The sequence below is a fragment of the Microbacterium saccharophilum genome, assembly GCF_007992455.1.
Classification (GTDB): Bacteria; Actinomycetota; Actinomycetes; order Actinomycetales; family Microbacteriaceae; genus Microbacterium; species Microbacterium saccharophilum.
Window position 1 is genome coordinate 25,217 of record NZ_BKAH01000016.1, and the last position, 24,593, is coordinate 49,809.

At 73.1% G+C, this 24,593-nt stretch carries 21 protein-coding genes and 1 tRNA gene; 10 read left to right on the forward strand and 12 right to left on the reverse strand.

Going from position 1 to position 24,593, the window contains the following annotated elements; translation table 11 throughout:
- The first annotated feature begins 105 nt into the window (after window positions 1-105).
- From MSA03_RS12830 to MSA03_RS12850, 5 genes are all read left to right on the forward strand, one after another.
- Entirely contained in the window at window positions 106-897 is a 792-nt protein-coding gene (locus MSA03_RS12830; RefSeq protein ID WP_231478601.1) for a carbohydrate ABC transporter permease, read from the forward strand.
- A complete protein-coding gene (locus tag MSA03_RS12835) occupies window positions 894-2,795 on the forward strand; it encodes a glycogen debranching N-terminal domain-containing protein (RefSeq protein WP_147051295.1) in 1,902 nt (633 codons plus the stop codon). The genes MSA03_RS12830 and MSA03_RS12835 overlap by 4 nt, the downstream gene beginning before the upstream one ends.
- Window positions 2,796-2,974: 179 nt before the next feature.
- On the forward strand, window positions 2,975-4,765 hold the full coding sequence (gene nhaA / locus MSA03_RS12840) for a Na+/H+ antiporter NhaA (RefSeq protein ID WP_371863107.1): 1,791 nt from the start codon (window positions 2,975-2,977) through the stop codon (window positions 4,763-4,765).
- A gap of 10 nt (window positions 4,766-4,775) precedes the next feature.
- A complete protein-coding gene (locus tag MSA03_RS12845; protein WP_147051297.1) occupies window positions 4,776-6,407 on the forward strand; it encodes an FAD-dependent oxidoreductase in 1,632 nt (543 codons plus the stop codon).
- A 25-nt stretch (window positions 6,408-6,432) separates the two neighbouring features.
- Window positions 6,433-6,780: a UBP-type zinc finger domain-containing protein gene (locus MSA03_RS12850; protein ID WP_147051298.1), complete on the forward strand. Its 348-nt coding sequence runs from the start codon at window positions 6,433-6,435 to the stop codon at window positions 6,778-6,780.
- A 6-nt stretch (window positions 6,781-6,786) separates the two neighbouring features.
- Here the strand turns inward: MSA03_RS12850 and MSA03_RS12855 are convergent, their stop codons facing one another.
- A complete protein-coding gene (locus MSA03_RS12855) occupies window positions 6,787-7,266 on the reverse strand; it encodes a YbaK/EbsC family protein (protein WP_147051299.1) in 480 nt (159 codons plus the stop codon).
- Between the two features lie 116 nt (window positions 7,267-7,382).
- Between MSA03_RS12855 and MSA03_RS12860 the strand changes: the two genes are divergently transcribed.
- A complete protein-coding gene (locus MSA03_RS12860) occupies window positions 7,383-8,459 on the forward strand; it encodes a Glu/Leu/Phe/Val dehydrogenase family protein (RefSeq protein WP_147051300.1) in 1,077 nt (358 codons plus the stop codon).
- A gap of 478 nt (window positions 8,460-8,937) precedes the next feature.
- Window positions 8,938-9,825 carry a formate/nitrite transporter family protein gene (locus MSA03_RS12865; protein WP_147051301.1) on the forward strand — a complete coding sequence of 296 codons (888 nt, stop codon included), beginning with the start codon at window positions 8,938-8,940 and terminating at the stop codon, window positions 9,823-9,825.
- 82 nt (window positions 9,826-9,907) lie between these two features.
- Here MSA03_RS12865 and MSA03_RS12870 read toward each other — a convergent pair whose 3' ends face one another.
- From MSA03_RS12870 to galU, 9 genes are all read right to left on the reverse strand, one after another.
- A complete protein-coding gene (locus tag MSA03_RS12870) occupies window positions 9,908-10,603 on the reverse strand; it encodes a sirohydrochlorin chelatase (RefSeq protein WP_147051302.1) in 696 nt (231 codons plus the stop codon).
- A complete protein-coding gene (locus MSA03_RS12875) occupies window positions 10,600-11,730 on the reverse strand; it encodes a uroporphyrinogen-III synthase (protein ID WP_147051303.1) in 1,131 nt (376 codons plus the stop codon). The genes MSA03_RS12870 and MSA03_RS12875 overlap by 4 nt, the downstream gene beginning before the upstream one ends.
- Window positions 11,727-12,962, reverse strand: a complete 1,236-nt coding sequence (gene cobA, locus MSA03_RS12880; RefSeq protein ID WP_147051304.1) for a uroporphyrinogen-III C-methyltransferase — start codon at window positions 12,960-12,962, stop codon at window positions 11,727-11,729. Before cobA ends, MSA03_RS12875 begins: the two co-directional genes overlap by 4 nt.
- Before the next feature lies 1 nt (window position 12,963).
- A complete protein-coding gene (gene nirD, locus MSA03_RS12885; RefSeq protein WP_147051305.1) occupies window positions 12,964-13,320 on the reverse strand; it encodes a nitrite reductase small subunit NirD in 357 nt (118 codons plus the stop codon).
- Entirely contained in the window at window positions 13,317-15,902 is a 2,586-nt protein-coding gene (gene nirB, locus MSA03_RS12890; protein ID WP_261798690.1) for a nitrite reductase large subunit NirB, read from the reverse strand. The genes nirD and nirB overlap by 4 nt, the downstream gene beginning before the upstream one ends.
- A 191-nt stretch (window positions 15,903-16,093) precedes the next feature.
- Window positions 16,094-16,166, reverse strand: a tRNA-Ala gene (locus MSA03_RS12895).
- A gap of 66 nt (window positions 16,167-16,232) precedes the next feature.
- Window positions 16,233-17,246 (reverse strand): large exoprotein, encoded by a 1,014-nt coding sequence (locus MSA03_RS12900; RefSeq protein ID WP_147051306.1) that lies wholly within the window; start codon window positions 17,244-17,246, stop codon window positions 16,233-16,235.
- An 85-nt stretch (window positions 17,247-17,331) separates the two neighbouring features.
- Window positions 17,332-17,964, reverse strand: coding sequence for a GNAT family N-acetyltransferase (locus MSA03_RS12905; protein WP_147051307.1), 633 nt, complete (start codon window positions 17,962-17,964; stop codon window positions 17,332-17,334).
- A gap of 25 nt (window positions 17,965-17,989) precedes the next feature.
- Window positions 17,990-18,868, reverse strand: coding sequence for a UTP--glucose-1-phosphate uridylyltransferase GalU (gene galU / locus MSA03_RS12910; RefSeq protein WP_147051308.1), 879 nt, complete (start codon window positions 18,866-18,868; stop codon window positions 17,990-17,992).
- Between the two features lie 82 nt (window positions 18,869-18,950).
- Between galU and MSA03_RS12915 the strand changes: the two genes are divergently transcribed.
- From MSA03_RS12915 to mscL, 3 genes are read left to right on the forward strand one after another with little or no spacing between them, the layout of a single operon-like run.
- A complete protein-coding gene (locus MSA03_RS12915; protein WP_147051309.1) occupies window positions 18,951-19,538 on the forward strand; it encodes a 5-formyltetrahydrofolate cyclo-ligase in 588 nt (195 codons plus the stop codon).
- A gap of 14 nt (window positions 19,539-19,552) precedes the next feature.
- Entirely contained in the window at window positions 19,553-19,834 is a 282-nt protein-coding gene (locus MSA03_RS12920) for an FmdB family zinc ribbon protein (RefSeq protein ID WP_147051310.1), read from the forward strand.
- Between the two features lie 33 nt (window positions 19,835-19,867).
- Entirely contained in the window at window positions 19,868-20,314 is a 447-nt protein-coding gene (mscL, locus tag MSA03_RS12925; RefSeq protein WP_147051311.1) for a large conductance mechanosensitive channel protein MscL, read from the forward strand.
- Between the two features lie 7 nt (window positions 20,315-20,321).
- Here the strand turns inward: mscL and MSA03_RS12930 are convergent, their stop codons facing one another.
- A complete protein-coding gene (locus tag MSA03_RS12930) occupies window positions 20,322-20,525 on the reverse strand; it encodes a hypothetical protein (RefSeq protein ID WP_147051312.1) in 204 nt (67 codons plus the stop codon).
- Complete coding sequence (locus MSA03_RS12935) at window positions 20,515-24,231, reverse strand: AAA family ATPase (protein WP_147051313.1); 3,717 nt, start codon at window positions 24,229-24,231, stop codon at window positions 20,515-20,517. Before MSA03_RS12935 ends, MSA03_RS12930 begins: the two co-directional genes overlap by 11 nt.
- Window positions 24,232-24,593 lie beyond the last annotated feature (362 nt).

A 24,593-nucleotide genomic window follows, 5' to 3' on the forward strand; every position in this document is an offset into this window, starting at 1 on the left:
CAGGCGCCCGCCGCGGCGCCGCCCGCCCCGGCCGCACCCGCCCCTCGGGGCCGCAGGCGGCGGTTCACCCGGAACACCGTCGTCGCGCAGGTGCTGCTGTACGTCATGCTCGCGGCTCTCGCGCTCGTCTACATCTACCCGTTCCTCGTGCAGGTGGCGACGTCGTTCAAGAGCGAGCAGGAGGCCGCGTCCAACCCGATCTCCCTCCTCCCGCAGACCTTCACGGTGGCGGCGTACGAGCGGCTCTTCGTCAACAGCGACTTCCCGCTCTGGTTCCTCAATTCGGCGATCGTGACCGTGCTGGTGACCCTCGGCCGGGTGTTCTTCGTCTCCCTCGCGGGGTACGCGCTGGCGCGCCTCACGTTCCGCGGCCGCGCCGCCGTGTTCGCGATGGTGGTGAGCGTCATGGCCGTCCCCGCGGTGGTGCTGCTCATCCCGCGCTTCCTCGTCCTCAAGCAGATCGGGCTCTACGACTCGTACGCCGGCATGATCCTCCCGCTGCTCGTGGACGCGGCGGGGGTGTTCATCATGAAGAACTTCTTCGAGTCGATCCCCGTGTCCGTCGAGGAGCAGGCGCGCATCGACGGCGCCGGCGCCTTCCGCGTCTTCTGGTCGGTCGTGCTCCCGATGGCGCGGCCCGCGCTCATCACGATCATCATCCTGTCGTTCCAGGGCTCGTGGAACGAGCTGAACCACTTCATCGTCTCGACGCAGTCGCCGGAGCTCACGACCCTCACGAAGGGTGTCGCGAGCCTCGCCTCCGGCCAGCTCAGCTCGGGGACGCAGTATCCCCTGAAACTCGCGGCGGCCGCGCTCATGACGATCCCCGTGGCGGTGATGTTCTTCATCTTCCAGAAGCGCATCATGAACACGTCGGAGGGGGCGGTCAAGGGATGACCGGGGGGCTCCAGCCGTTCCTCTCCGACGGCATCGTCGCCCTCCGCGCCCCGACGCAGGTGTGGTCGGGGCGGGACGGCGAGCTCGGCAGGCACGCGATCGACGGCCTCTACCACGGCGACACCCGGTTCCTCCGGGCGACCGCGCTGACCTACGGGGGCGCGGAGGACGAGACCGAGACGGCGCCGGAGTGGATCGCGCTCGCGGAGCGGACGGCATCCGAGGTCGCCTTCGACGCCGTCCTCCGCGCCGTCGACGACGACTGGCCCGACCCCAAGGTGCGCCTGCAGCGCGTGCGGACGGTCGCCGACGGGCGCCTCGACGAACGCCTCACCGTGCGCTCGCACCTGGCCGAGCCGCTCGCGCTGCGCCTCCGGCTGCGCCTCACCCCGGACTTCGCGCCGCTGCAGGAGGTGAAGGCCGGCGCGACGCCGACCGCGACGTGGACGGCGACGCGCGGCGGGGACGCGCCGGACGCGGTGGACATCGACGCGGGCGGCGCCCGCATGCGCATCGCAGCGTCCGGCGCCCGTGTCGCCGCCGACGCCGAGGTCACGATCGACTGGATGCTGACCTGCCCCCCGCGCGGCGAGGTCGAGGTCGCCTGGTCCGCGGTCGTGGCCGACCCGTCCCTCGTCGTCCGCGCCGCCGCCGCCCCCGCACCCTGGGCGGCGCGGCCGCCCGACCCCGGAACCGACCCGCGCCTGGCCCGGTGGGTGCGCCGCGCCCTGTCCGACCTCGACGCCCTCCGCCTCACGCTTCCCGGTCACCCCGACGACGAGTTCCTCGCCGCCGGCACGCCCTGGTTCCTCACCCTCTTCGGCCGCGATGCGCTGTGGGCCGCCCGCCTCCTCCTTCCGGTGGATGCCGCGATCGCGGCATCCACCCTGCGGGTCCTCGCCCGCCTCCAGGGCCGGGCGACGGACCCCGCCACGGCCGAGGAGCCCGGCAAGATCCTGCACGAGCTCCGCGCCGGCGAGCTGCGCATGCCCGGCGAGGGGATCATCCTGCCGCCGCGCTACTACGGCACCGTCGACGCGACGCCGCTCTGGGTCTGCCTCCTCGGCGAGGCCGCCGGCGCCGGGATGGCGGAGGACGAGGTCCGCGCGCTGCTGCCCGCGCTCGAAGCGGCGCTCGGGTGGATGCGCGCCGGCGCGGGCGACGACGGCTTCCTGGAGTACGTCGACGAGACCGGCCGGGGCCTGTCGAACCAGGGCTGGAAGGACTCCGGCGACTCGATCCAGTGGCGCACCGGCGCGCTGGCGGCAGGACCCATCGCCCTCTGCGAAGTGCAGGGCTACGCCTACGAGGCCGCGCACGCGGGCGCCGACCTGCTCGAGCGGTTCGGGCGCGACGGCGCCGACGACGTGCGGGAGTGGGCGGATGCGCTGCGCACGCGCTTCCAGGAGCGCTTCTGGGTCACGACCGAGGAGGGCACCTACCCGGCGATCGCGCTGGGCCGGGACGGCAAGGGCGTCGACACGCTCACCTCGAACATCGGGCATCTGCTGGGCACCGGCATCCTCGACCCGGCGCAGGAGGCCGAGGTCGCCGCTCTGCTCACGGGTCCGACGATGAGCTCCGGCTTCGGACTCCGCACGATGTCGACGCGGGGCGCCGGCTACTGGCCGCTGAGCTATCACGGCGGCAGCGTGTGGGCGCACGACACCGCGATCGTCGCGCGCGGGATGGCGCGGGCCGGGCTCCGCGACGACGCCCGCGTGCTCGTGGAGGGTCTCCTCGCCGCCGCCGACGCGTTCGGGTACCGGATGCCGGAGCTGCACGCCGGGGATTCCGCCGAGCTGACCCCCGCCCCGGCGCCCTACCCGGCCGCGTGCCGCCCGCAGGCGTGGTCGGCCGCCGCGGCGGTCGCGTGCCTCGCGATCGCACGCGGCTGACCGGCGTCTCGGCCGCATCGTTGCGGGCGCGGACGCCCCGGGTGGAAACTGGGCGGAATCCCGACGCCTCCCGAAGGGTTCCCACTCGTATGACGGAACTGTCGATCCTCGAACAGCCGACGTCCGGCACCCACACCCACGAGAGCCGTGGCCCCTCCATCGCCGCCCGCATCTCCGCCATGGGCCAGAACCGAATCGGCGCGCTCCTCCTCCTCATCGCGACGGCCGCCGCGATCGTCTGGGCGAACCTGGCGACCGGGTCGTACGCGGCGTTCTGGGAGACGCACCTGACCGTCGGAGTCGGCGACATCCAGCTCGACTTCACCCTGCACGCCCTCGTCAACGACGCACTGATGGCGATCTTCTTCTTCACCGTCGGGCTCGAGGTGCGGCGGGAGTTCGCGATCGGCGAGCTCACGAGCTGGTCGCGCGCCATGGTCCCCGTGATCGCCGCGATCGCGGGGCTGGCGCTCCCCGCCCTCCTGTTCGTCCTCATCGCCGCCCCGTCCGGGCACGTCGGCGCGTGGGGCGTCGTGATCTCGACCGACACGGCGTTCCTCGTCGGCGCCCTCGCGCTCATCGGCCCACGGGTGCCGGGACGCCTCCGCGTCTTCCTCCTCGCCCTCGCCGTCGTCGACGACATCGGGGCGCTCAGCATCATCGCGCTCGTCTACACGGGGGACTTCACTCCCTACCCGCTCATCGTCGCCGCCCTCGGGCTCGCGGGCGTCTACGCGACGCGGTACCTGCGGGGCGGGCGGGGCCCGGTGTACGCGACCCTCGCGATCATCGTGTGGTTCGCGTTCCTGGCCTCCGGCGTGCACCCGACGCTCGCCGGCGTCGCGATCGCCCTGCTGGTGCCCGTGTACCGTCCCGACCGGCGCGACGTCGAGCACGCCCTCGAACTCGCGCGCACGTTCCGCCAGTCACCGAGCTCGGAGTACGCGCGGGCGGCGGCGAACAGCCTCCGCGAGTCCATCTCCATCAACGAGCGACTGCAGTCCGCCTACGCGCCGTACGTCGCGTACGTCATCCTGCCCCTGTTCGCGCTCGCGAACGCGGGCGTGGTCCTGAGCCCGGAGATCCTCACCGCCGCCGCGCAGTCGGCGCTCACGTGGGGCATCATCGCGGGGCTCGTCGTCGGCAAGCTCGTCGGCGTGCTGGGGTCCACGAGCGTCCTGAAGCTGCTGCGCGTCGGCGAATTCGGGCCGGGGCTGACGCTCGACCGGATCGCCGGCGGCGGCGCGCTCTGCGGCATCGGCTTCACGATCTCGCTGTTCATCATCGACCTCGCGATCGACGACCCGGCCGCCCAGAACGAGGCGCGGGTCGGCGTCCTCGCCGCGTCCGTCATCGCCTTCGTCCTCGCGACGATCGTCTTCCGCATCTCCGACGCCCTGCGGCCCGACCTCAACACGGGGCAGACGCTCGTGCGTCCCGTCGACCCGGCCCGCGACCACATGTACGGCCCCGCCGACGCGCCCTACACGATCGTCGAGTACGGCGACTTCCAGTGCGGCTTCTGCCTCAAGGCATCCGGTTCGATCCAGGAGGTCCACGACGAGCTCGGCGATCAGCTGCGGTACGTATGGCGGCACGCCCCGCTCGTCCAGCAGCATCCGAACGCCCTCGCCGGCGCGGAGGCGTCGGAAGCCGCCGCCATGCAGGGCCGGTTCTTCGAGTTCGAACGGGGCCTGTTCGCCGACCAGGACAACCAGCGCCCCACCGACATCATCCGGCTCGCGCAGAACCTCGGCCTGGACGTCGCGCGGTTCGAGCGCGACCTCGTCTCCCCCGAGGTGGCCTCCCGCGTCCGCGACGACATGTTCGACGCGGAGGCCATGGGCATCACCTCCGTCCCCACCTTCTTCGTCAACGGCCGGCGGCACACCGGCCCGTACGACGCGCAGTCGCTCATCCGCGCCCTGCAGTCCACCGCGGGCGGCCCCGACGCGTCCACAGGTCACTAGCCTGTCTGCCATGGAAGCTGAGAAGAACCCGGTGATCTCACCGACCCTCACCGACGCCCAGTGGGAGCGGCTGGCCGCCGCCGGCACCCCGCAGGACGTCCAGCCCGGAGACCTCGTGTTCCAAGCCGGCCAGTCCGACTACGACCTCATCCTCATCGAGTCCGGTGAGGTGGAGATCGTCCGCGACGCGATGCGCTGGGTGGGCGAGGCCGTCATCACGACGATGGGCCCGCGGACGTTCGCCGGCGAACTGGGCCTCCTCAACGGCCAGAGCGCCTTCCTCACCGCCCGCGTGACGCAGCCGGGCCGCGTCATCCGCGTGTCCCGGACGCAGCTCCGCGACGTCATGAACGAGGACGACGAGCTGTGCGACCTGATCCTGCACGCCCTCTGGGCGCGGCGCGAGTCGCTGCGCAGCGGGCCCGCGGCGATGACCCTCAAGTTCGTGGGCTCGACGACCTCGAACGAGTTCCTCGCGCTCCGCCGCTTCGCGGAGCGCCTCGACCTCGTGCACGCGGCCGTCGCCCTGCCGCCGGGCGAGCTCGGCACGCTCGCCGGCCACGACTTCACGGCCGCCGACCTGCCGATCGCGTTCATCCAGGGTGAGCCGATCCCGCACGCGACGCCGGGGATCGTCGCCGAGCAGCTCGGCCTGAGCTACCAGGCGCAGGCCGACGAGGTCGTCGACCTCGTCGTCGTCGGCGGGGGTCCCGCGGGTCTCGCCGCCGCGATCTACGGCGCGTCCGAGGGGCTCAGCACCGTCCTGCTGGATGCCGTGGCCCCCGGCGGGCAGGCGGCGTCGACGTCGCGCATCGAGAACTTCCTCGGGTTCCCCTTCGGCGTGAGCGGAGCCGACCTCATCGGGCAGGCGACCCTGCAGGCACTGAAGTTCGGCGTCCGCGTGTACGCCCCGTGCGAGGCCGTCGGGCTCGAGCCGGTCGGCCGCGAGCTGGATGTCACCCTGTCGGACGGCCGCCTCATCCGCGCCCGGACCGCCATCATCACCTCCGGCGCCGCGTACCGCAGCCTCGACCTGGAGCGCTGGGAGGACTTCGAGCGCGCCGGCATCTACTACGCCGCGACGCCCCTCGAGCTGCGGCAGGTCGCCGGGTCGCGGGTCGTCGTCGTGGGCGGGGCGAACTCCGCCGGTCAGGCCGCCCTGTACCTCGCCGCGAACGGCTGCGCCGTCGACCTCGTCGTGCGCGGCACCGACATCCGCACCCGCATGTCGTCCTACCTCGCCGACCGTCTCGGCGAGGAGCCGCGCGTCCGCATCCACACCGGGGCGAGCGTCGTGGGACTCGACGGCGCCGAGTCGCTCGAGACGGTGCGCATCGACTCCGTCGGCGATGTCTCCGCGCGGGGCCTGTTCTGCTTCATCGGCGCCGACCCGGCGACATCCTGGCTGCCGACCCTCGACCGCGATGCGGAGGGGTTCATCCGCACCGGCACCGACATCGCCGTCCAGTCGCTGCAGCGCTGGCAGGGCCTCGGCCGCGAGCCGTTCCCGTTCGAGACCTCCACGCCGCGGGTCTTCGCCGCCGGCGACGTGCGCCGCGGCTCGATGAAGCGCGTGGCCGCGGCGGTCGGCGAGGGCTCGAGCGCCGTGGCGTCCGTGCACCGCGCGCTGGCCTCGGTATGACCCCCGCCCCACCCGGAAGGACATCATGACAGAGGGCTTCGACACCGCCGTCCCCCCGTCCGGGACGGGGTGCGCCGAATGCGACGAACAGGACGGCTGGTGGGTGCACCTGCGCCGCTGCGCGCAGTGCGGGCACATCGGATGCTGCGACATGTCGCTCGGCCGCCATGCGACCGCGCACTTCGCGTCGACGGGCCACCGATACATGCAGAGCTTCGAGCCCGGCGAGGACTGGTTCTGGGACTACGTCGACGGGGAGACCGTCGACGGCCCCGAGCTCGCCCCGCCGCGCAGCCGTCCGGAGTCGCAGCCGTCGCCCGGGCCGCGCGGGCGCGTCCCGCACGACTGGCGGGCGATCCTCGAGCGCGGCTGAGCCCGCTCAGTCCACCTTGCCGACGGTCCCGCCGGTCAGGCGCACGAGTTCGTCGAACGTGAGCGGGAACACGGTGTGCGGCGTGCCGCCGGCCGCCCAGATCTCCGGGTAGCCGGCGAGGTCCTCGTCGACGATCGTCGTGAGCGGCGCCGGGTGGCCGGTCGGCGCGACGCCGCCGATCGCCTGCCCGGTCGCCTCGCGCACCTGCTCGACGCTCGCGCGGGCGATGGAGCCGCGGCCGAGCCGCTCGGCGAGCGCGCGGGTGTCGACGCGGTGCGCGCCGCTCGTCATCACCAGGAGCGGTTCGCCGTCCGACCAGAACACGAGGCTGTTCGCGATCGCGCCGACCTCGACGCCGAGCGCCGCGGCGGCGAGCGGCGCCGTGGATGCGGCATCCGGCAGCACGACGATCTCACCGGTGATGCCGGCGGCGCGCAGGGAATCGTGGACGAGGCGGCTGCGGGTCGGGAGGTGCGCGGCGGTCATGCGATCAGCCTAGAGCCCGTGACGTTATGGCCCCGCTGGGGCACAATGGATGCGGAGCCCGCAACGCCGCGGCCTCCGCAGCGCAGCGCCCACAAGGCCGCCGAAGAAGGAACGCGATGACGCACACCCTGCCCCTGCCCGATTTCACCCACGAGCGCGTGGAGGTGATCACGGGCCGACGCAGTGGCCTCGTGATCATCGTCGCGCTGCACTCCTCCGTCCTCGGCTCCGCGCTCGGCGGGGCCCGCCTGTGGACGTACCCGCACTACAGCGACGCGATCGGCGACGCCCTCCGCCTGTCCGCGGCCATGACGTTGAAGAACGCGGCCGCGGGGCTGGATGCCGGTGGCGGCAAAGCCGTCATCTGCCTCCCGGAGGGCACCGAACTCGATGCCGCGAGCCGCCGCGCCGCGTTCCTCGACCTCGGCGACGCCGTCGAGTCGTTCGGGGGCCTGTACCGCACGGCCGAGGACGTCGGCTCGACGACGGACGACATGCTCGTCGTCAGCGAGCGAACCGAGCACGTCGTCGGGCTCCCCGACGCCGTCGGCGGATCCGGCGAGCCCGCCGGCCCTACGAGCCTCGGTGTGTACGAAGCGCTGCGCGCCACCCTCGAGCGCGTCACCGGATCGCCCGATCCGGCGGGTCGCCGCATCACGATCTCCGGGCTCGGCCAGGTCGGCAGCCGCCTCGCCGTGCGCCTGTCGACGGAGGGCGCCGTCCTGACCGTCACCGACGTGAACCCGCTCAAGCGCGACCTCGCCGTCGAGCTGGGCGCACAGTGGGCGGAGCCCGGGACCGAGCACCTCGTCCCGGCCGACGTCTTCGTGCCGGCCGGCATCGGCGGTCTCCTCACCGACGAGGTCATCGACGCCCTCGACGCGAAGGCCGTGTGCGGTCCGGCGAACAACCCGCTCGCCGAGCACGCCGGTGCCGAGCGCCTCGCCGCTCGCGGCATCCTGTACGCACCCGACTTCGTGGTCAACGCCGGCGGGGTGCTCTACCTCGACCTCGTCGCGAAGCAGCTCGCGTCGCGGGACGAGATCATGGCCCGCGTCGCGGGCATCGGCGACACGGTGCGGCGGATCTTCGACGACGCGGACGCCCGCGGCATCACGCCGCTCGCGGCCGCGGAGTCCCTCGCCGCGCAGCGGCTCGGCACCGACACGCGCGAGCCGGCGCACGCGCACTGACGTACTGGGGACAGCGCAGGGCGGTGGTCGGGGGGCCGCCGCCCTGCGCGCCACACCTGCGGCACTCGGTGGGCTGCGAGCGGCAGGACCGAGTGTGACACCTGGGGCGCCAGAGGCTCATGCGCCCCGTCCGTCACACTCGGTCCTGCGGTTTGCGCGGCGGCCGGCGCCGCCCTCGCCAGCCCGCGCCCTCGGCTACGTCGCAGGCCGATTCAGCCGCGGCCGGTCATCCCGCGGCCTCGCGGTGCAAACGGCAGGACCGGGTGTGACCCCTGTGACGCCAGAGGCTCATGCGCCCCGTCCGTCACACTCGGTCCTGCGGTTTGCGCGGCGGCCGGGCGCGCTCTTCTCACCGGCGCGTCCTGTCGGATGTGAGCGGAGTGTTCGCGCGGTGCAACACCGCGAACGGCCGCCGGAAACGCACGCGAGGGATGCTGAAGCCCACTCACTCGGATGCGTCACCGATCTGGAGGCCCAGATGTCCTACGTCAAGCCCGCTCAACTTGTGACCCGCATGGTGGATGCCGGCGAGTCCAAGATCTTCATGTCCACCCGCGACACCCTCATCCGCTCCATCATGGGCGGCGCGATCCTCGCACTGGCCGCCGCGTTCGCGGTCACGGTCTCGGTGCAGACCGGCCAGCCGCTGCTCGGGGCCGTGCTGTTCCCGGTCGGATTCGTCCTGCTCTACCTGCTCGGCTTCGATCTGCTGACCGGCGTCTTCACCCTCGCGCCGCTCGCGTGGGTGGACAAGCGCCCCGGCGTCACGATCGGCGGCGTGCTCCGCAACTGGGGCCTCGTGTTCCTCGGCAACTTCGGCGGCGCGTTCCTCGTCGCCATCCTGATGGCGATCTACTTCACCTACGGCTTCTCCACCGAGCCCAGCCCCGTCGGCCAGGCGATCGGCGACATCGGCCACGGCCGCACGATCGGGTACGCCGACCACGGCGCGGCCGGCATGCTGACCCTGTTCATCCGCGGCGTCCTCTGCAACTGGATGGTGTCCACCGGCGTCGTGGCCGCGATGATGTCCGACAGCGTTGCGGGCAAGGTCATCGGCATGTGGCTGCCGATCATGCTCTTCTTCTACATGGGCTTCGAGCACTCGATCGTCAACATGTTCCTGTTCCCGTCGGGGCTGCTCCTGGGCGCCGACTTCACGCTCTGGGACTACCTCCTGTGGAACGAGATCCCGACCGTCATCGGCAACCTCGTGGGCGGCATCACGTTCGTCGCCGCGACGATGTACGCCACGCACGGGCGCACGGCCCCGGCGCGGATCCCGACGGTGCGGGTCCGGCGTCCGAAGGCCGCGGACGCTCCGGCCGTCGCGCCCGTGGCCCCGGAGCTCGTCTCGCAGCCCTGACCCCCCCCCCGGAAACGCGCCCCCGCCGACTCGTCGGCGGGGGCGTTCCCGTGCGCCGAGGTGCCGCTGCCGAGCACGGGTCTCAGACCCGGCCGAACTCCCGCAGCGCCGCCGCGAAGCGGTCCACCACGATGCGCGCGATGCGCGGATCGGCGCCGAGCGGCGCGGTCGTGAGGTCGGCGCCCGCGGCGCGCACGACGTCCGCGAAGTGCCCGGGCGCCAGGACGTAACTCAGGCACACGACCCGCGCGGCACCGTCCGATCGGGCCTGCGCGACGGCGTCGCCGATCCGGGGCGTCGCGCCGGCGGCGAAGCCGACCGACACCGGCACCGAGACGTGCCGCCGCAGGTCGGCGGCGGTCGCCTCGACGTCGACGGCGGCGACGGCCTCGGACGACCCGGCGGCGGCGAGCACGAGGTGGTCGCCGGGCCGCAGGCCGTCCTGTCCGAGGGTCTCGGCGAGGCGCGCGAGCAGCACCTCCGACATGAGCGGATGCGGGCCGAGCGGCGCCGTCTGCACGGCATCCGCACGCGTACCCACGGCCCGCGCGATGTCGACCCCCGTGTGGTACCCGCGGGAGAGGAGGAGCGGCACGACGACCAGCGGGCCCGTGACGCCGGCGACGACGCCGCCGACCTCCGGCTCCTCGACGTCCACGAACGCGGGGCGCACGTCGACGTCGGGCAGCTCGGCGCGGACGGCCTCGACGATCGCGGCGACGACCTGGCGCCCCACGGGCGAGCGGGTGCCGTGCGAACAGGCCACGAGCGTCGTCATCCGTCGCCCCGCACGTTGAGGCGGTAGCCGCGCTTGACGACGGTCTTGATGACGTCCGGGGCGCCGAGCGCCTCGCGCACCCGCGCGACCGCCATCTCGACGGCGTGCGTGCTGGGCGCCGAGCGCGAGAGCGAGCTCTGCAGCCGCTCGCGGGGCACGACGCTGCCGGCCGCGTCGAACAGCATCCCGAGCAGCTCGACGCCCGACCGCGACAGCGGCACGAAGCGCTCGTCGAGCACCGCTCCCCCGCTGCGCAGTTCGAGCCGGCCGCCGACGGTCTCCTGGATGGGGGCGCCGCCGCCGCCGAAGTATCCGACGACGCAGCGGACGAGCGAGCCGAGGCGGCCGCGCTCGGCGATCGTCGTGCGCAGCCCGGCATCCTGCAGCGGGCCGGCCGTGATCGGTCCGACGGCCGCGACGAGCAGCCGGCCGGTCTGCGAGCGCCGCGCGATGGCGTCGAGCGCGCCGTCGCGCTCGGCCTCCGCGAGCCACTGCGACGCTCCGGGGGCCGAGGTGAACAGGACCGCGTCGACCTCGCCGGACGCGGTCTGGGCGACCGAGCGGCGCACGGCATCCGGGTCGGCGGGCGGGCCCCACCGGTAGACCGTCATGCTGACGACGTCGGCGCCGTGGCCGGCGAAGAGCTCGTCGAGGCCGTCCGCGCCCGAGCCGTGGTGCTGCACGGCGATGCGCCGACCCGCGATGCCCTGCGCGACGAGATACTCGCCGAGCTCGGCGGAGGTCTCCGACTCGGCGACCCAGTCCGCCGTGAGCCCGGCCTGCTGGATCGCGCCGCGCGCCTTCGGTCCGCGTGCGACGATCTGCGCGCCCTCGAGCGCCTCGGTCAGGCCGGTCACGAGGTCGGCCTCGATGGCCGCCTCGATCCACCCGCGGAACCCGATGCCCGTCGACACGACCACGATGTCCGGCGGGTCGGCGATGAGCTCGCGGGTCCGTTCGAGGAGTGCCGCGTCGTCGATGTGCGGCACGATCGTGAGCGCGGGCGCCGCGCGCACCTGCGCGCCGTGTCGCTCCAGAGCGGCAGCGAGTTCGCCCGAACGCCGATCCACGGCGATGACGATCGTGCAGCCCTGCAGCGCCGCCGACAGCGGCTCGCGTTCGGTCACCGGGTGGCTTCTCCGATCCACGCAGGGGCGGGGAGCAGGAACCCGGCCCGCGCGACGTCGCCCACGACGATCACGGCGGGGTTGCACACCCCGACGGCGCGGGCCTCGTCGGCGGCGCGCCCGAGGGTCGTGTGGGTCGTCCGCTGACTCGGCGTGTGCCCGTTCTCGACGATCGCGACGGGCCGGTCCTCCGCGACGCCCGCTCGCCGCGCGGCCTCCGCGATCCGCGGGAGCGCGCGGACGCCCATCAGGATGACGGTGGTCACGGCGTCGTCGGCGAGGGCGGCGAGGGTCGCGGGCGTGACCTCGGCCTGGCCGTTGACGACGTGGAACGCCATCGCGGTCCCGCGATGGGTGACCGGGATGCCGGCGGCCTGCGGCACCGAGATCGCGCTGCTCGTGCCGGGGACGACGTCGACGGGGATGCCGGCGGCGACGCACGCGAGGACCTCCTCGCCGCCCCGGCCGAAGACGAACGGGTCGCCGCCCTTGAGCCGGACGACGCGTTTGCCCGCCCGGGCGTGCGCGATGAGGAGCTCGTTGATCTCCTCCTGCGGCACGGGGTGCGAGCCCGGCTCCTTGCCGACGTCGATGCGGAGCACGTCCGCCGGGAGCTCGGCGAGCAGCTCGGCGGCGGGACCGAGGCGGTCGGCGACGATGACGTCGGCCTCGGCGATGAGGCGCCGGGCTCGCACCGTCAGGAGGTCGACGGGGCCGGGGCCGCCGCCGACGAGGTCGACGCGGCCGGGCGCGCCGCTGCGGCGCCGCCGCAGCGGCAGGGCTCCGCCCGCGAACAGCAGCGCGATGGCGTCGCGGACCGAGGCGGAGCGTCGCGGGTCGACGCCGGCGTCGGAGACGACGCCGACGATGACGTCGCCCGAGGTGGTCTGGGCAGTGAGCCGCGCACTGCCGTGCGCGCCGTCGGACGCGTTGACGCACAGCACGCGGCGGCGCTCGGCGGCCGCGGCGACGGCCACGTCGACCCGCAGATCACCGGTCGCGGTGTGCACGAGCCACGCGCCGGCGAGGTCGGCGCGCCGGAACCGGCGGGCCGACCAGACGAGGCCGTGCGCCTCGACGAGAGCGCGCGTCTCCGGCGCGAGCTCGGGCGCGACGATGCGCACCCGCGCCCCGTCGGCGAGGAAGCGCGGCAGACGGCGGGCCGTGACGGGACCGCCGCCGACCATGAGGACGTCGCGGCCGGCGAGGGAGACTCCGAGCATCGTGGTCATCTCACTCCTCCCACCGCAGGTAGATGTCATCGCCGCGCCGGGCCACGGGCCAGACCTGCAGGGGTCGCGGGTCCTTGCCGTGCGCCTCGAGGCAGCTGCCGGTCCGCAGGTCGAAGACCTGCTTGTACATGGGCGACGCGACCGTGGGCGCGTCGCCTTTCGTGCCGACGATACCGCGTGAGATGACCTGGGCTGAGCTGTAGGGGTCACGGTTCGACACGGCGTGCACCGTCCCGTCGCGGAGCAGGAAGAGCGCGACCTGCACATCCCCGTGCAGCGCGGCGCGCCCCCGCTCGACCTCGAGGTCGCCGATCGCGCAGATCCGCACCCAGGTCCGGGTGGCCGTCACCGCGCTCATCGCCGGACCGCCAGGGTCGTGCTCGCGATGAGCACGGCCTCGGACCGCCGCTCGTCCTCGGTCGCCGGGCGCACCTGCCCGCGCTCGGCGACGTACGCCAAAGAGGGGTCCGGTGTCGTCGGTGCGTTGACGAACGACTCGAACCTCCGGAGCTTCTCCGGATCGGCGAGGGTCGCGGCCCACTCGTCCTCGTAGCCTTCGACGTGCCCGGCCATCGCGGCATCCAAGTCGGCGCAGATGCCGAGACTGTCGTCGAAGATCACGGCGCGCAGCTCGTCGAGCCCGCCCTCGAGCTCCTGGATCCAGGGGGCGGTGCGCTGCAGGCGGTCGGCGGTGCGGATGTAGTACATGAAGTAGCGATCGATGGCCGTGATGAGCCCGTCGTCGTCGAGACCTTCGGCGAGGAGCTCCGCGTGCCGCGGCGAGTACCCGCCGTTGCCGCCGACGTACATGTTCCAGCCCTTCTCCGTCGCGATGACCCCGACATCCTTCGACCGCGCCTCGGCGCACTCGCGCGCGCACCCGGAGACCCCGAGCTTGAGCTTGTGCGGTGCCCGGAGGCCGCGGTACCGCAGCTCGAGGCGCACGGCCATCCCGACCGAGTCGAGCACACCGTAGCGGCACCACGTCGAGCCGACGCACGACTTCACGGTGCGGAGGGACTTGCCGTACGCGTGGCCCGACTCGAAGCCGGCATCCACGAGTCGTCGCCAGATGTCGGGCAGCTGCTCGAGCCTCGCCCCGAACATGTCCACCCGCTGGCCGCCGGTGATCTTCGTGTAGAGCGCGAAGTCGCGGGCGATCTCGCCGATCGTGATGAGTCCGTCGGGGGTCACCTCGCCGCCCGGCATCCGCGGCACGACGGAGTAGGTGCCGTCCTTCTGCATGTTCGCCATGACGTGATCGTTGGTGTCCTGCAGCGTCGCGTTCTCCCCGTCGAGCACGTGGGTGCCGGTGAGGACGGCGAGGATGCTGGCGAGCGCGGGCTTGCACACATCGCACCCGCGCCCGCGGCCGAACCGCTCGATGACGGCGCTGAACGTGGTGAGACCCGAGACGCGGACGGCGTCGAAGAGCTGCCGCCGCGACAGGTCGAAGTGCTCGCAGAGCGCGTGCGAGACGGTCTTGCCCATCTTGCCGAGCTCGCGCCCGACGATCTTGCCCACCGCGACGACGCACGAGCCGCACGTCGCGCCGGCCTTCGTGCACGCCTTGACGCCGCCGGCATCCGTGCAGCCCTCCTCGTGCACGGCATGCCGGATGCGTCCCGCGGTCACGGCGGAGCAGGAGCACACGATCGCCTCGTCGGGCAGGTCGCCGCCGGGCAGCTCGACGCCGCCCTCGGGCAGGAGGAACGCCGCGGGGTCGGCCCCGAGCGCGGTGCCGAGCAGCGGCCGGAGAGACCCGTACGCCGACGCGTCGCCGACGAGGATGCCGCCCAGCAGGGTCTTCGCATCGTCGGAGAGGACGAGCTTCTTGTAGACGCCGGCCGCGGGGTCGGCGTAGACGACGTCGAGGGCACCGGGGGTCTCGGCGAACGCGTCGCCGAAGCTCGCGACGTCGACGCCGGTGAGCTTGAGCTTCGTCGACAGGTCGTAGCCGTCGAAGGTCGCCTCGCCGCCCAGGATGCGGGTGGCCGCGACCTCGGCCATCGCGTAGCCGGGGGCGACGAGCCCGACCGCCATGCCGCCGAAGCTCGCGACCTCGCCGATCGCCATGACGGCGGGGTCGTCGGTGTCGCAGCGCTCGTCGATGACGACGCCGCCGCGCGGGTCGCAGGTCAGCCCCGCGCTGCGCGCGAGCTCGTCGCGCGGACGCACTCCGACCGTGAAGACGACGACGTCGGCTGCGGCGTGGCTGCCGTCGCGGAACTCCAGCGCCGCGACGCTGCCGCTGCGGTCGGGGGTCAGGAGGGTCGTCAGGGCGCCGGTGCGCACGCGGATGCCGCGGGCTTCGATGAGGCGTGCGAGCGCCGTGCCGGCCGGCAGGTCGAGCTGCGCCGACATGAGGCGGTCGCTGGATTGCACGACGGTGGCCTCGACGCCCAGCTGCTGCAGCGCGCCGGCCGCTTCGAGGCCGAGCAGGCCGCCGCCGATGACGTGCCCGGTGAGCGGCCGGCCGAGCTCGCGCGAGCGGGTCTCGACGAACGCCTGCAGCCCCGCGACGTCGCCCAGGGTGCGGTAGACGAAGCACCCGGGAAGGGAGAACCCGTCGACGGCGAGGCGGGCCGCGTACGACCCCGTCGCAAGTACCAGCCGGTCGTACCCGACGACCTCGCCGGACTGGGTGACGACCTGGCGCTCGGCACGGTCGATGCGCCGCACCGGGTCGCCCGGAAGGAACCGCACGCGCGGGTCGGTGTCGATGTGGACGGGGTCCAGGGTCAGCTCGTCGTCGCCGCGCCCGCCGAAGAAGCCGGTCAGCCCGACCCGGTCATACGGGTGGCGGCCCTCTTCGCCGATGAGGGTGACGTCGAGATCGGCGTCCGTGCGGGTGAGGAGGCTCTCAAGGAAGCGGTGCGCCACCATGCCGGCGCCCACCACCACGATGCGTTCCCGAAGAGGGGAGAGGATGTCTGACACGGGGCCTCCTGCCGATCGTCGACCGGGGTCGAGCGATGAAGTCGTGCAGGCGACGCTACGAGCAGGGTGTTTCGGCGGGGGCGCGCATTGGGTTACCCCGGTCGAACGTCTTCCTCACAGTCCGCTGTGACCGAATGTGAGTTCCGGCCCGGGAAACGCGAAAGCCCCCGACGAGCGGGGGCTTTCTCCGGTGGACCTGAGGGGATTCGAACCCCTGACCTCTTCATTGCGAACGAAGCGCGCTACCAACTGCGCCACAGGCCCGTGAACCTCGAAAACACTATCACGATTGCAGCCCTCGACTTCACGCCGGATGCCGTCTGCGGCGGCCTACTGGCCGGAGGCGCGGCGCTCGAGCAGGCGGCGCACGTGCGCCTCGATCTCGGCGTCGTCGACGCGGCCCATGGCCGCGAAGTCGGGCTCGGCGGCGGCCGCGCGGGTGCGGCGGGCCTCGTCGAGCGACGGCGGGGCGGCCGCCTCGGCGCGCTCGCGCATGGCCTCGTCGAGGGCGGCGCGGCGGAGGTCTTCGCGGGCGGCGGCGGCATCGAGCACGGCGGCGGCGCGGGAGCCGGCGGAGGCGGTGAGGGGCCGGGGCAGTTCGCGGGGCGTCCAGGCTTCGCGCTCCGACCCGAGCGCGACGTCCTGCACCGCGGCGGCGGACCGCTGCGCGCCGTCGGCGACGGCCACGACGCGTCCGGCGGCGCGGCGCTGCACGGTCGACATCCGCTGCAGCATCCCCCCGCAGGCGACGGCGACCGCGGCGCCGGCCCATAGCAGCAGCTGCGACCCGGTGGTGACGACGATGACGGCGCCCCATCCGGCGAAACCGATGGCGGCGATGCCCACGAGCGTGCAGATCAGGCGGGCCCGGCGCCGGGCGCGGGCGCGGCGCACGGCGGGTGCGGATGCGGCGGCCGCGGCCTCGGCGGCGGCGCGCTCGCGCGCCGCGGCGGCCCCGGCGGCCGCGCGGGCGCGCGCGATCTCGGCCTCGGCGCGCGCCTGGGCGCGGGCGATCTCGGCTTCGGCGCGCACGACCTCGGCTTCGGCGCGGGCGGTCTCCAGCTCGGCGCGGGCGCCCTCGAGCTCGGCGCTCTCCCGCTCGGCCTGCGCGCGACGCGCGAGCTTCTGCTGGGCGAGGGCGGTGCGGGCGTTGAGTTCCAGCCGGACCTCGTCGGGCGTCTGGCTCGTCTCGGCGAGCACGCGCAGCGCCTGGTTGAGGCGGACGGCGTTGCGCTCGGCGGCGTTGTACTGGTGCCGGGAGTGCCAGGACGGCAGCAGATAGACCATCCACAGCACGACGGCGACGAGCACCACCACGCCGCCACCCAGAACCTGCCCACCCATGCGGTCCACGGTATGTCCCCGAGGCCCCGCGAACCCCGCACCCGCCCGCGTGTCTGAAGTTCGAGTCGAACTCGAAGGTTCGGCGCTACCTCGCGCTGGGCCGGTCGGCCGGCGGGATGGCCGCCGCATCGATCGGCGCCCGCCCGGACACCCAGCGCTCGAGCACGCCCTCGGGCACCTCTTCGCGGACGAGGGCGAAGGCGTAGTGGTCGCGCCAGTCGCCGTCGATGTGGATGTAGCGCCGGCGCAGCCCCTCGTAGCGGAAGCCGAGCTTCTCCACGACCCGGAGGCTCGCCTGGTTCTCCGGGCGGATGCAGATCTCCATGCGGTGGATGCGCAGCTCGCTGAAGCACAGGTCGGTCGCGAGGGCGACGGCCGTCGGCGTGATGCCGCGGCCGGCGAAGCGCTCGCTGACCCAGTAGCCGATCGTCGCCGACGCGAGCGAGCCGCGCGCGATCCCCCACACGTTGAGCTGCCCGGCGATCTCGCCGTCGTACTCCATGACGAGCGGCACGCCGCCGCCGTCGCGGTACTGCTGCAGCAGCCGGCGGATGCCGACCTTCATGTCGAACGAGACCGGCCCGTCGGGGCTCGTGGCCTCCCACGGGCGCAGCCAGGAACGGTTGCCGAGGAGCTCGTCCTGCAGGGGCCGCGCGTCGCGCTGCCGGACGAGCCGGATGGAGATCGGCCCGTGCCGGCGGGGAACCGTCAGATCCATGCACGTCCCCTTCGGCGAAGCGCCGTCACAGCCGCGACGCGAAGTCCTTCAGCCACGGGCGCAGGTCGGGTCCGAGATCCTCCCGGTCCGCTGCCAGCTGCACGATGGCCTTGATGTAATCCACTCTATCGCCGGTGTCGTAGCGACGTCCCCGGAAGATGACACCGAGCACGCCGGTCGTCACGGCGAGCTCCTGCAGGGCGTCGGTGAGCTGGATCTCCCCGCCCTTGCCGGGCTCGGTGCGCTCCAGGATGTCGAAGACGTCGGGCGTCAGGACGTACCGGCCGATGACGGCGTAGTTCGACGGCGCGTCCTCCTTGCTCGGCTTCTCGACGAGCCCCGTGACCTTCACGACATCCGGGTCGTCGGTGGCCTCGACGGCCGCCGCGCCGTACATGTGGATCTGGTCGGGGTCGACCTCCATGAGTGCGATGACGGTGAGGCCGGTGCGCTCGTTCTCCGCGATCATCGTCGTCAGGAGCGGGTCGCGCTCGTCCATGAGGTCATCGCCCAGCAGGACGGCGAACGTCGATTCGCCGACGTGTGCGCGGGCGCGGAGCACCGCGTGACCGAGCCCCTTGGGCTCGCCCTGGCGCACGAAGTGGATGTCGGCGAGGTCGCTGGACTCCTGCACCTTCCGCAGCCGGTCGAGGTCGCCCTTGTCGGTGAGGCGGGATTCCAGCTCCGGCACCGAGTCGAAGTGGTTGGAGATGTTGTTCTTGTTGCGGCCGAGGATGATCAGGATGTCCTCGATCCCGGCCTGCACCGCCTCTTCCACGACGTACTGGATGGCCGGCTTGTCCACGACCGGCAGCATCTCCTTCGGCATGGCTTTCGTGGCCGGCAGGAACCGGGTGCCCAGGCCTGCTGCGGGGATGACGGCTTTGATGCGCGAGTGAGGCATGCCCCTCACTCTATCCACGCCGCGCCGCCGCGTTCTGATGCGTGACGCCGACCGGCGCACGGCGCCGCTTACAATCGGACCCATGACCGACGGCATCGACAACGCGAAGCGAGCGATGCGCGCCGATCTCCGGGAGCGGCGACAGCAGCGCTCCGCCGCCGCGCTGGATGCCGCCGAGGAGGGCGTGAAGGCGCAGCTGGACCGGCTCGTCGACGACCTCGGGGTGCGCTCCATGTCGTGCTTTCTCTCGACGACGACCGAGCCCGGCACGCGCGAGTTCATCCGGGATGCCGTGCAGCGCGGCATCCGGGTGCTGCTGCCGATCACGCGCGCGGACGGCCTGCTCGACTGGGCGGTCGCCGAGGCGGATGCCGACGTGACGGAGGGCATCTTCGGGATGCCGGAGCCCGTCGCCGATGTGCTGAGCCCGCTCGCCGTCAACGACGTCGACCTGCTCGTCATCCCCGCTGCCGCCGTCGACCGCACGGGCATGCGCCTGGGCTGGGGACGCGGCTACTTCGACAAGACCATCGGCTCGATGGAGCAGTGCCCGCCCGTCTACGCCGTCATCTTCGACTCCGAACTCGTCGACGAGGTCCCCCGCGACCTGCACGACCAGCCCGTCGACGGCGTCGTCACCCCGACGCGCACCGTCTCGCTCACCCACTGATCACCCGAGGACCCATGCCCACCTACGCCTATGCCTGCAAGGAGTGCGGACACCGCTTCGACGCGACCCAGTCCTTCTCCGAACCCACCCTCACCGAGTGCCCCGTGTGCGCCGGGCCCCTGCGCAAGGAGTACGGCTCGATCGGCGTGACGTTCAACGGCTCCGGGTTCTACCGCACCGATTCCCGCGCGAGTACCGGTTCGGGCACGAGCGGGTCAAGCGCTGGCGGCTCCTCGTCTTCTGCGTCATCATCGAAGTCCGAGGCAAAGGCCTCGCCGGCACCGTCGGGATCGTAGCCCGGCGGAAGTCGGCTGACGAAAGGAGCTGACATGCTCAAGGGCTTCAAAGACTTCATCATGCGCGGCAATGTCATCGACCTCGCCGTCGCCGTCGTCATCGGCGGTGCCTTCACGGCGGTCGTGAACGCGATCGTGGCGAGCGTCATCAATCCGATCGTCGCGCTGTTCTACCAGCCCGATGAGAACGGCAACATCGGTCCGACGCTCACCGGCATCTACGGGCAGGAGGTCGCCTTCCCGCTGGGCGACCTGATCACCGCGATCATCAGCTTCCTGGCCGTCGCGCTCGTCGTGTACTTCGTGTTCGTCGTGCCGATGAACCGCTTCAAGGAGCGTCAGGCCGCGAAGGCCGGCGTGGTCGAGGAGGCGGAGCCGATGCCCACCGAGGCGGAGCTGCTCATCCAGATCCGCGACCTGCTCGAGCAGAACGGCACTGCGGCGGGAACCCCCGCCCCGGGAACGACCCGCCTGCCCTGATCGAACCTCAGTAGTGCGGCGGGACGTCGTTCCGCAGGCGCTCGTCATTGGGTCCGGATGCCCCGGCCGCGCGTGATGCGCCGGCCGGGGCATCCGTCGTCTCGGCCTCGTCGACGGCGAGCGGCTCCGCGATCGTTCCGGGCGCAGGGGTCAGGCGCGCGCGACGAGCCCCGGGGACCCGCACGATCCGCTGACGCTCGTCACGGGACATCGATCGGCTGCGTCTCGGCTTCGGCGGTGGGCGTCTGCGGCAGCACCCCGAGGATCGCGGCGACCCGCGATGCGACGCCGGCGGGGTCGCTGTAGAGGTCGAACGCGTGCACGCGGATGTAGTGCCAGCCGAGGCGGCGCAGCACCTGCGGGCGCAGGCGCAGGGCCTCGCGGAGCGACTCCCCCGTCGACTCGGGGTCGCTCTCCGCGACGACGGCCTTGCCCCCGTACTGCGCGACGAGCGGCAGGCGGCCGCGGTAGTCGACGTCGACCGACACGCCGAGGGCCCGCAGCTGCTGCGCGAGCGCGAGGGTCAGCGGGTCGGCGAGGTCCTCCAGGCGCGACTCGCGGGCACGGGCCGCGACGCCGCCGAGGATCGACATCAGGGTCGCGGCGCCGTACTCGAGCCGGCCGTCGTCGAACGAGGAGGGACGGATGGAGGACACGACGACCATCGAACGGCGCGCGCGGGTCATCCCGACGGTGAGGAGGCGCTCCCCGTCCGGGCCGGACAGGTCGCCGAAGTCGCTGAGGACGCGGCCGTGCTTGGTGAGGCCGAAGCCGAGCGAGAAGATGACGCGGTCGCGGCTCTCCGCGACCGACTCCTCGAGGCCCAGGACGGCGAACGGCTCGGCGGTGTCGCGGCCGACGAAGTCGGCGACGTCCGAACGGCCCGCGAACGCGGCCGCGACGGCGGCGCGGACGCGCTCGACGTGGCGCGTCGAGGCCGTGACGACCATGAGCGACTCGGTGGGACGGTTCACGGCGTGCTCGACGACGAGCGTCACGACGCGCGCGACCTCCGCGTCCGGGCTCTCGACCGCGCCGGTGACGGGGTCGGGGGTGCCCGAGCCGCCCTCGATGTAGTCGACGCTGAGGCTGCCGCGTCCCAGGTACGACCCGGCCCAGGGCAGGGAGACCAGCTCGCCGTCGTAGAAGGCGTCGTTGACGAGCTCGGCGAGGTCCTCGCCGCCGGCCCGGTAGCTGCGGGTGAGCTTCGCGGTGGGGATGAGGTCGGCGAGCCGCTCGAACAGGCTCGTATCGTCGAACGGCACCTCGGGCTCGTCCTCCTGCGCCACGAGGCCCGCGCCGACGCGGAACGGGGTCGGCTTCTGGGTCACGGGGTCGCCGAACACGACGACCTGGCGCGCCCGCCGCACGGCGGGGGCGGCCTCGGCGAGGCAGATCGCCGCGGCATCCGCGATGATCACGACGTCGAAGTCGGGGTAGTCGGGGATCGCGGGCACCTCGTAGGGCGAGGCGAGCCAGACCGGGGCGAGGGTGCGCAGCAGCGTCGGCGCCGTCGCGATCAGCTCGGCCGCCGTCGCGGTCCCGCCGCGGAGGGCGGTCTTCAGCGCCGCGGCCTCGGCGGCCTCGTCGACGATCGCGATCTTCCAGCGCGTGGCGAGCTCGGCGGCCAGGAGCGGACCGGCCGAGGCGGCGTGCGCCTCGTCGACGAGGCGGAAGTCGCGCTCGAGGCGGTCGACGACGGACGTGTTCGCGCCGAGCAGGGCGCGGTCGGTGCGGAGCATGGCCTCCAGGGCCGACTGCCACCAGGCGAATTCGAACTCCGCCGCCACTCGGCTCTCCGGCACGTGCCGCACGGACAGTTCGGTGAGCAGCCGCTCGAGGCCGAGCTCGGCGAGCTCTCCGCGGAGCGTCGCGCGCTCGACGAGGTTGTCGAAGACGTCGGAGTCGGCGGCCAGGCCCGCGAGCGTCCGCACGAGCTGCGGGACCGGGAGGCCCGCGAGGGCCTCCGTGCGCCCGAGCGCACGGTCGAGGTCGGCGAGGTCGGCATCCACGCGCTGCCAGGCGGTCGCGACGTCGTCGAGGCCCAGCGGGATCTCCGGCGTGACACCGGCCTCGACGAGCCGCTGCCACTGCGCACGCTGCTGCTGCACGCGCAGGAGCGACTCGTGCATGTCGGTGATGTGCATCCCCGGGCGGACGTACTCCCGGGAGAGGCGCTTGAGGCGGCGGCGGTTGCTCGCGGACATCGTGGCCGTGTCGCGGCGGGGGCCGTGCGCCTGGATGAGCTCGTCGAGGGGCCGCTCGAAGACCGTGAGGCTGAACCGGTCGAGCGAGGCGCGGATGCCCTGCAGCAGCCGGATGTACTGGCCCATTTCGGCGACCGTCGAGAACGGACGCATGCGGGTCTGGCCGATGAGCTCGTAGCCGCGCTCGAGGATCGCGGGCACCTCGTGACGGTGCAGGCGCCCGGCGAGGGCGTGCGCGGAGCGCGCCTGCTCGGTGGTCGCGAACGCGACGCCGTACCAGGGCGAGTCGTCCGGGCCGAAGCGGAACTCGCCGAGGCGGGCGGCGGTCGCGAGCGCCGTCGCGGCCTCCGCGCGGCGGGTGGAGAGCGTCTGCAGGGTCGACAGGTCGAACCGGGTCTGCGCGCTCGGCTGCGGCGTGGTCTTCGCGATCGTCGCGAGGGTGCGCAGCGCCTCCAGCGGCGAGACGCCGACCTGCGGATGCCGTCCGGTCAGCGAGCCGCGGTAGTCGCGGAGCACGGTGCGCAGGCGGACGAGCGCGTCGTCGACCTCGGCGACCTTGGGCTGCTCGGCCTTCTCGTTGCGGGCGATGGCGCGGATGAGGTCGCGGTGCAGCCGGCTCGGGGAGACGGCGAGGCCGGGGAGCCCGATCTTGCCGAGCCGGTGCCGCACGCCCTCGAGCGTGGACCGGCGGGCGCTCACGACGAGCACGCGCTTGCCGGCGCGGACGAGCTCGCCGACTGCGTTGATGACCGTCTGCGTGCCGCCGGTCCCCGGCAGGGTGTGCACGGCGAGCAGCTGCCCGGCGACGATCCGGGCGAGGAGGGCCTCCTGCTCGGCATCCGCGTCGAGGAGAAGACGATCGGATGCCGGTGGCCGGTCGTCGGCGCTGACGTACTCCGGCACGCCGCGGACGAGCGCGAGGTCCTCGCGGTCGGCCTCGTGGCCGGCGAGCGCGTTGAGCACGGGGTGGTCGAGGTACCCGCTGTCGCGCTCCATGTGCGAGGCGACGTCGGCGAAGGTGGACACGATGAGGCGCGGCTGCACCGTGAACGTGTCGACGTGCGCCGTGAGGGCGCGGAGGTGGTCGATGACCGGCTGCGGCTTGAAGACGCCCGCATCGTGAGCGAGCCCGGCGAGCGCGCGGCCGTCGAGGTCGAGGCCGAAGTGCGTGCGGGCGGCGTGGACGAGTTCGGGGTTCACCGTGAACGCGCCGTGCAGCTTCAGGTCGAAGTCGGAGTGGTGCCGGCGGATCGCGAGGGGGCGCAGGAGCACGGGGGCGGTGTAGTTGACGCCGCCGATCCGCCAGGATGCCATCCCGACGGCGAGGTGGACGGTGTCCAGCCCCCGCGCCGTGCGCAGCTCGACGTCCTTCGCGGCGATGCGCTCGGCGGCCAGGCGCGCGGTGCGGAGGGCGACCTCGTCGCGGAAGAGGTTCGACAGGAGGGTGGAGCGGCCGGTGATGAACTGCGGCAGGCTCCCGGGGTGGGCGTTGGTGATCTCGATGCCCGCGTCGCCGGCGTCCGTGTAGTGCAGGAGGGTGGAGGTCCCGCCCAGCTGGGCGGCCTCCTCCCGGAGTCGGCGCCGCTCGGGCTCGGCGACATGCCCCACGACGACTCCCGGTTCTGACAGCTCGAGGTCGGATGGGGTCACCGGCACCTCGCGCTCGGCGTCGCTGACGCCGGCCGCGGCATTGCCCTCTGGTCGCCACACACGAGAAACCTTAGGCGGCGTACCTGCGCGTTGCGTGCAGCACCCCCGAGTTTCGCGGGATTGCCGCCCCTGCGCGACGCGCCGGTCCGATCAGCGGTTCCTCCCCCGCGCCCGTCCGAGGCCCGCGATCCACAGACCCGCCTCGACGGGCGGTCGACGGCATCCCCGCAACGCCATCATGGAGGCATGACCTCCCCCGCGTACTCGGTGCACCCGACACCGATCGGCGAGGCCCTCATCGTCGTCACCGATGAGGGCCTCGTCACCCTCGACATCCTCGACGCGCCCGTCGATGCGGTCCTGAGCGGCCTGTCCGCCCGCCTGCACGCCGTCCCCGCGGAGGACGCGGCGGCGACGGCGGG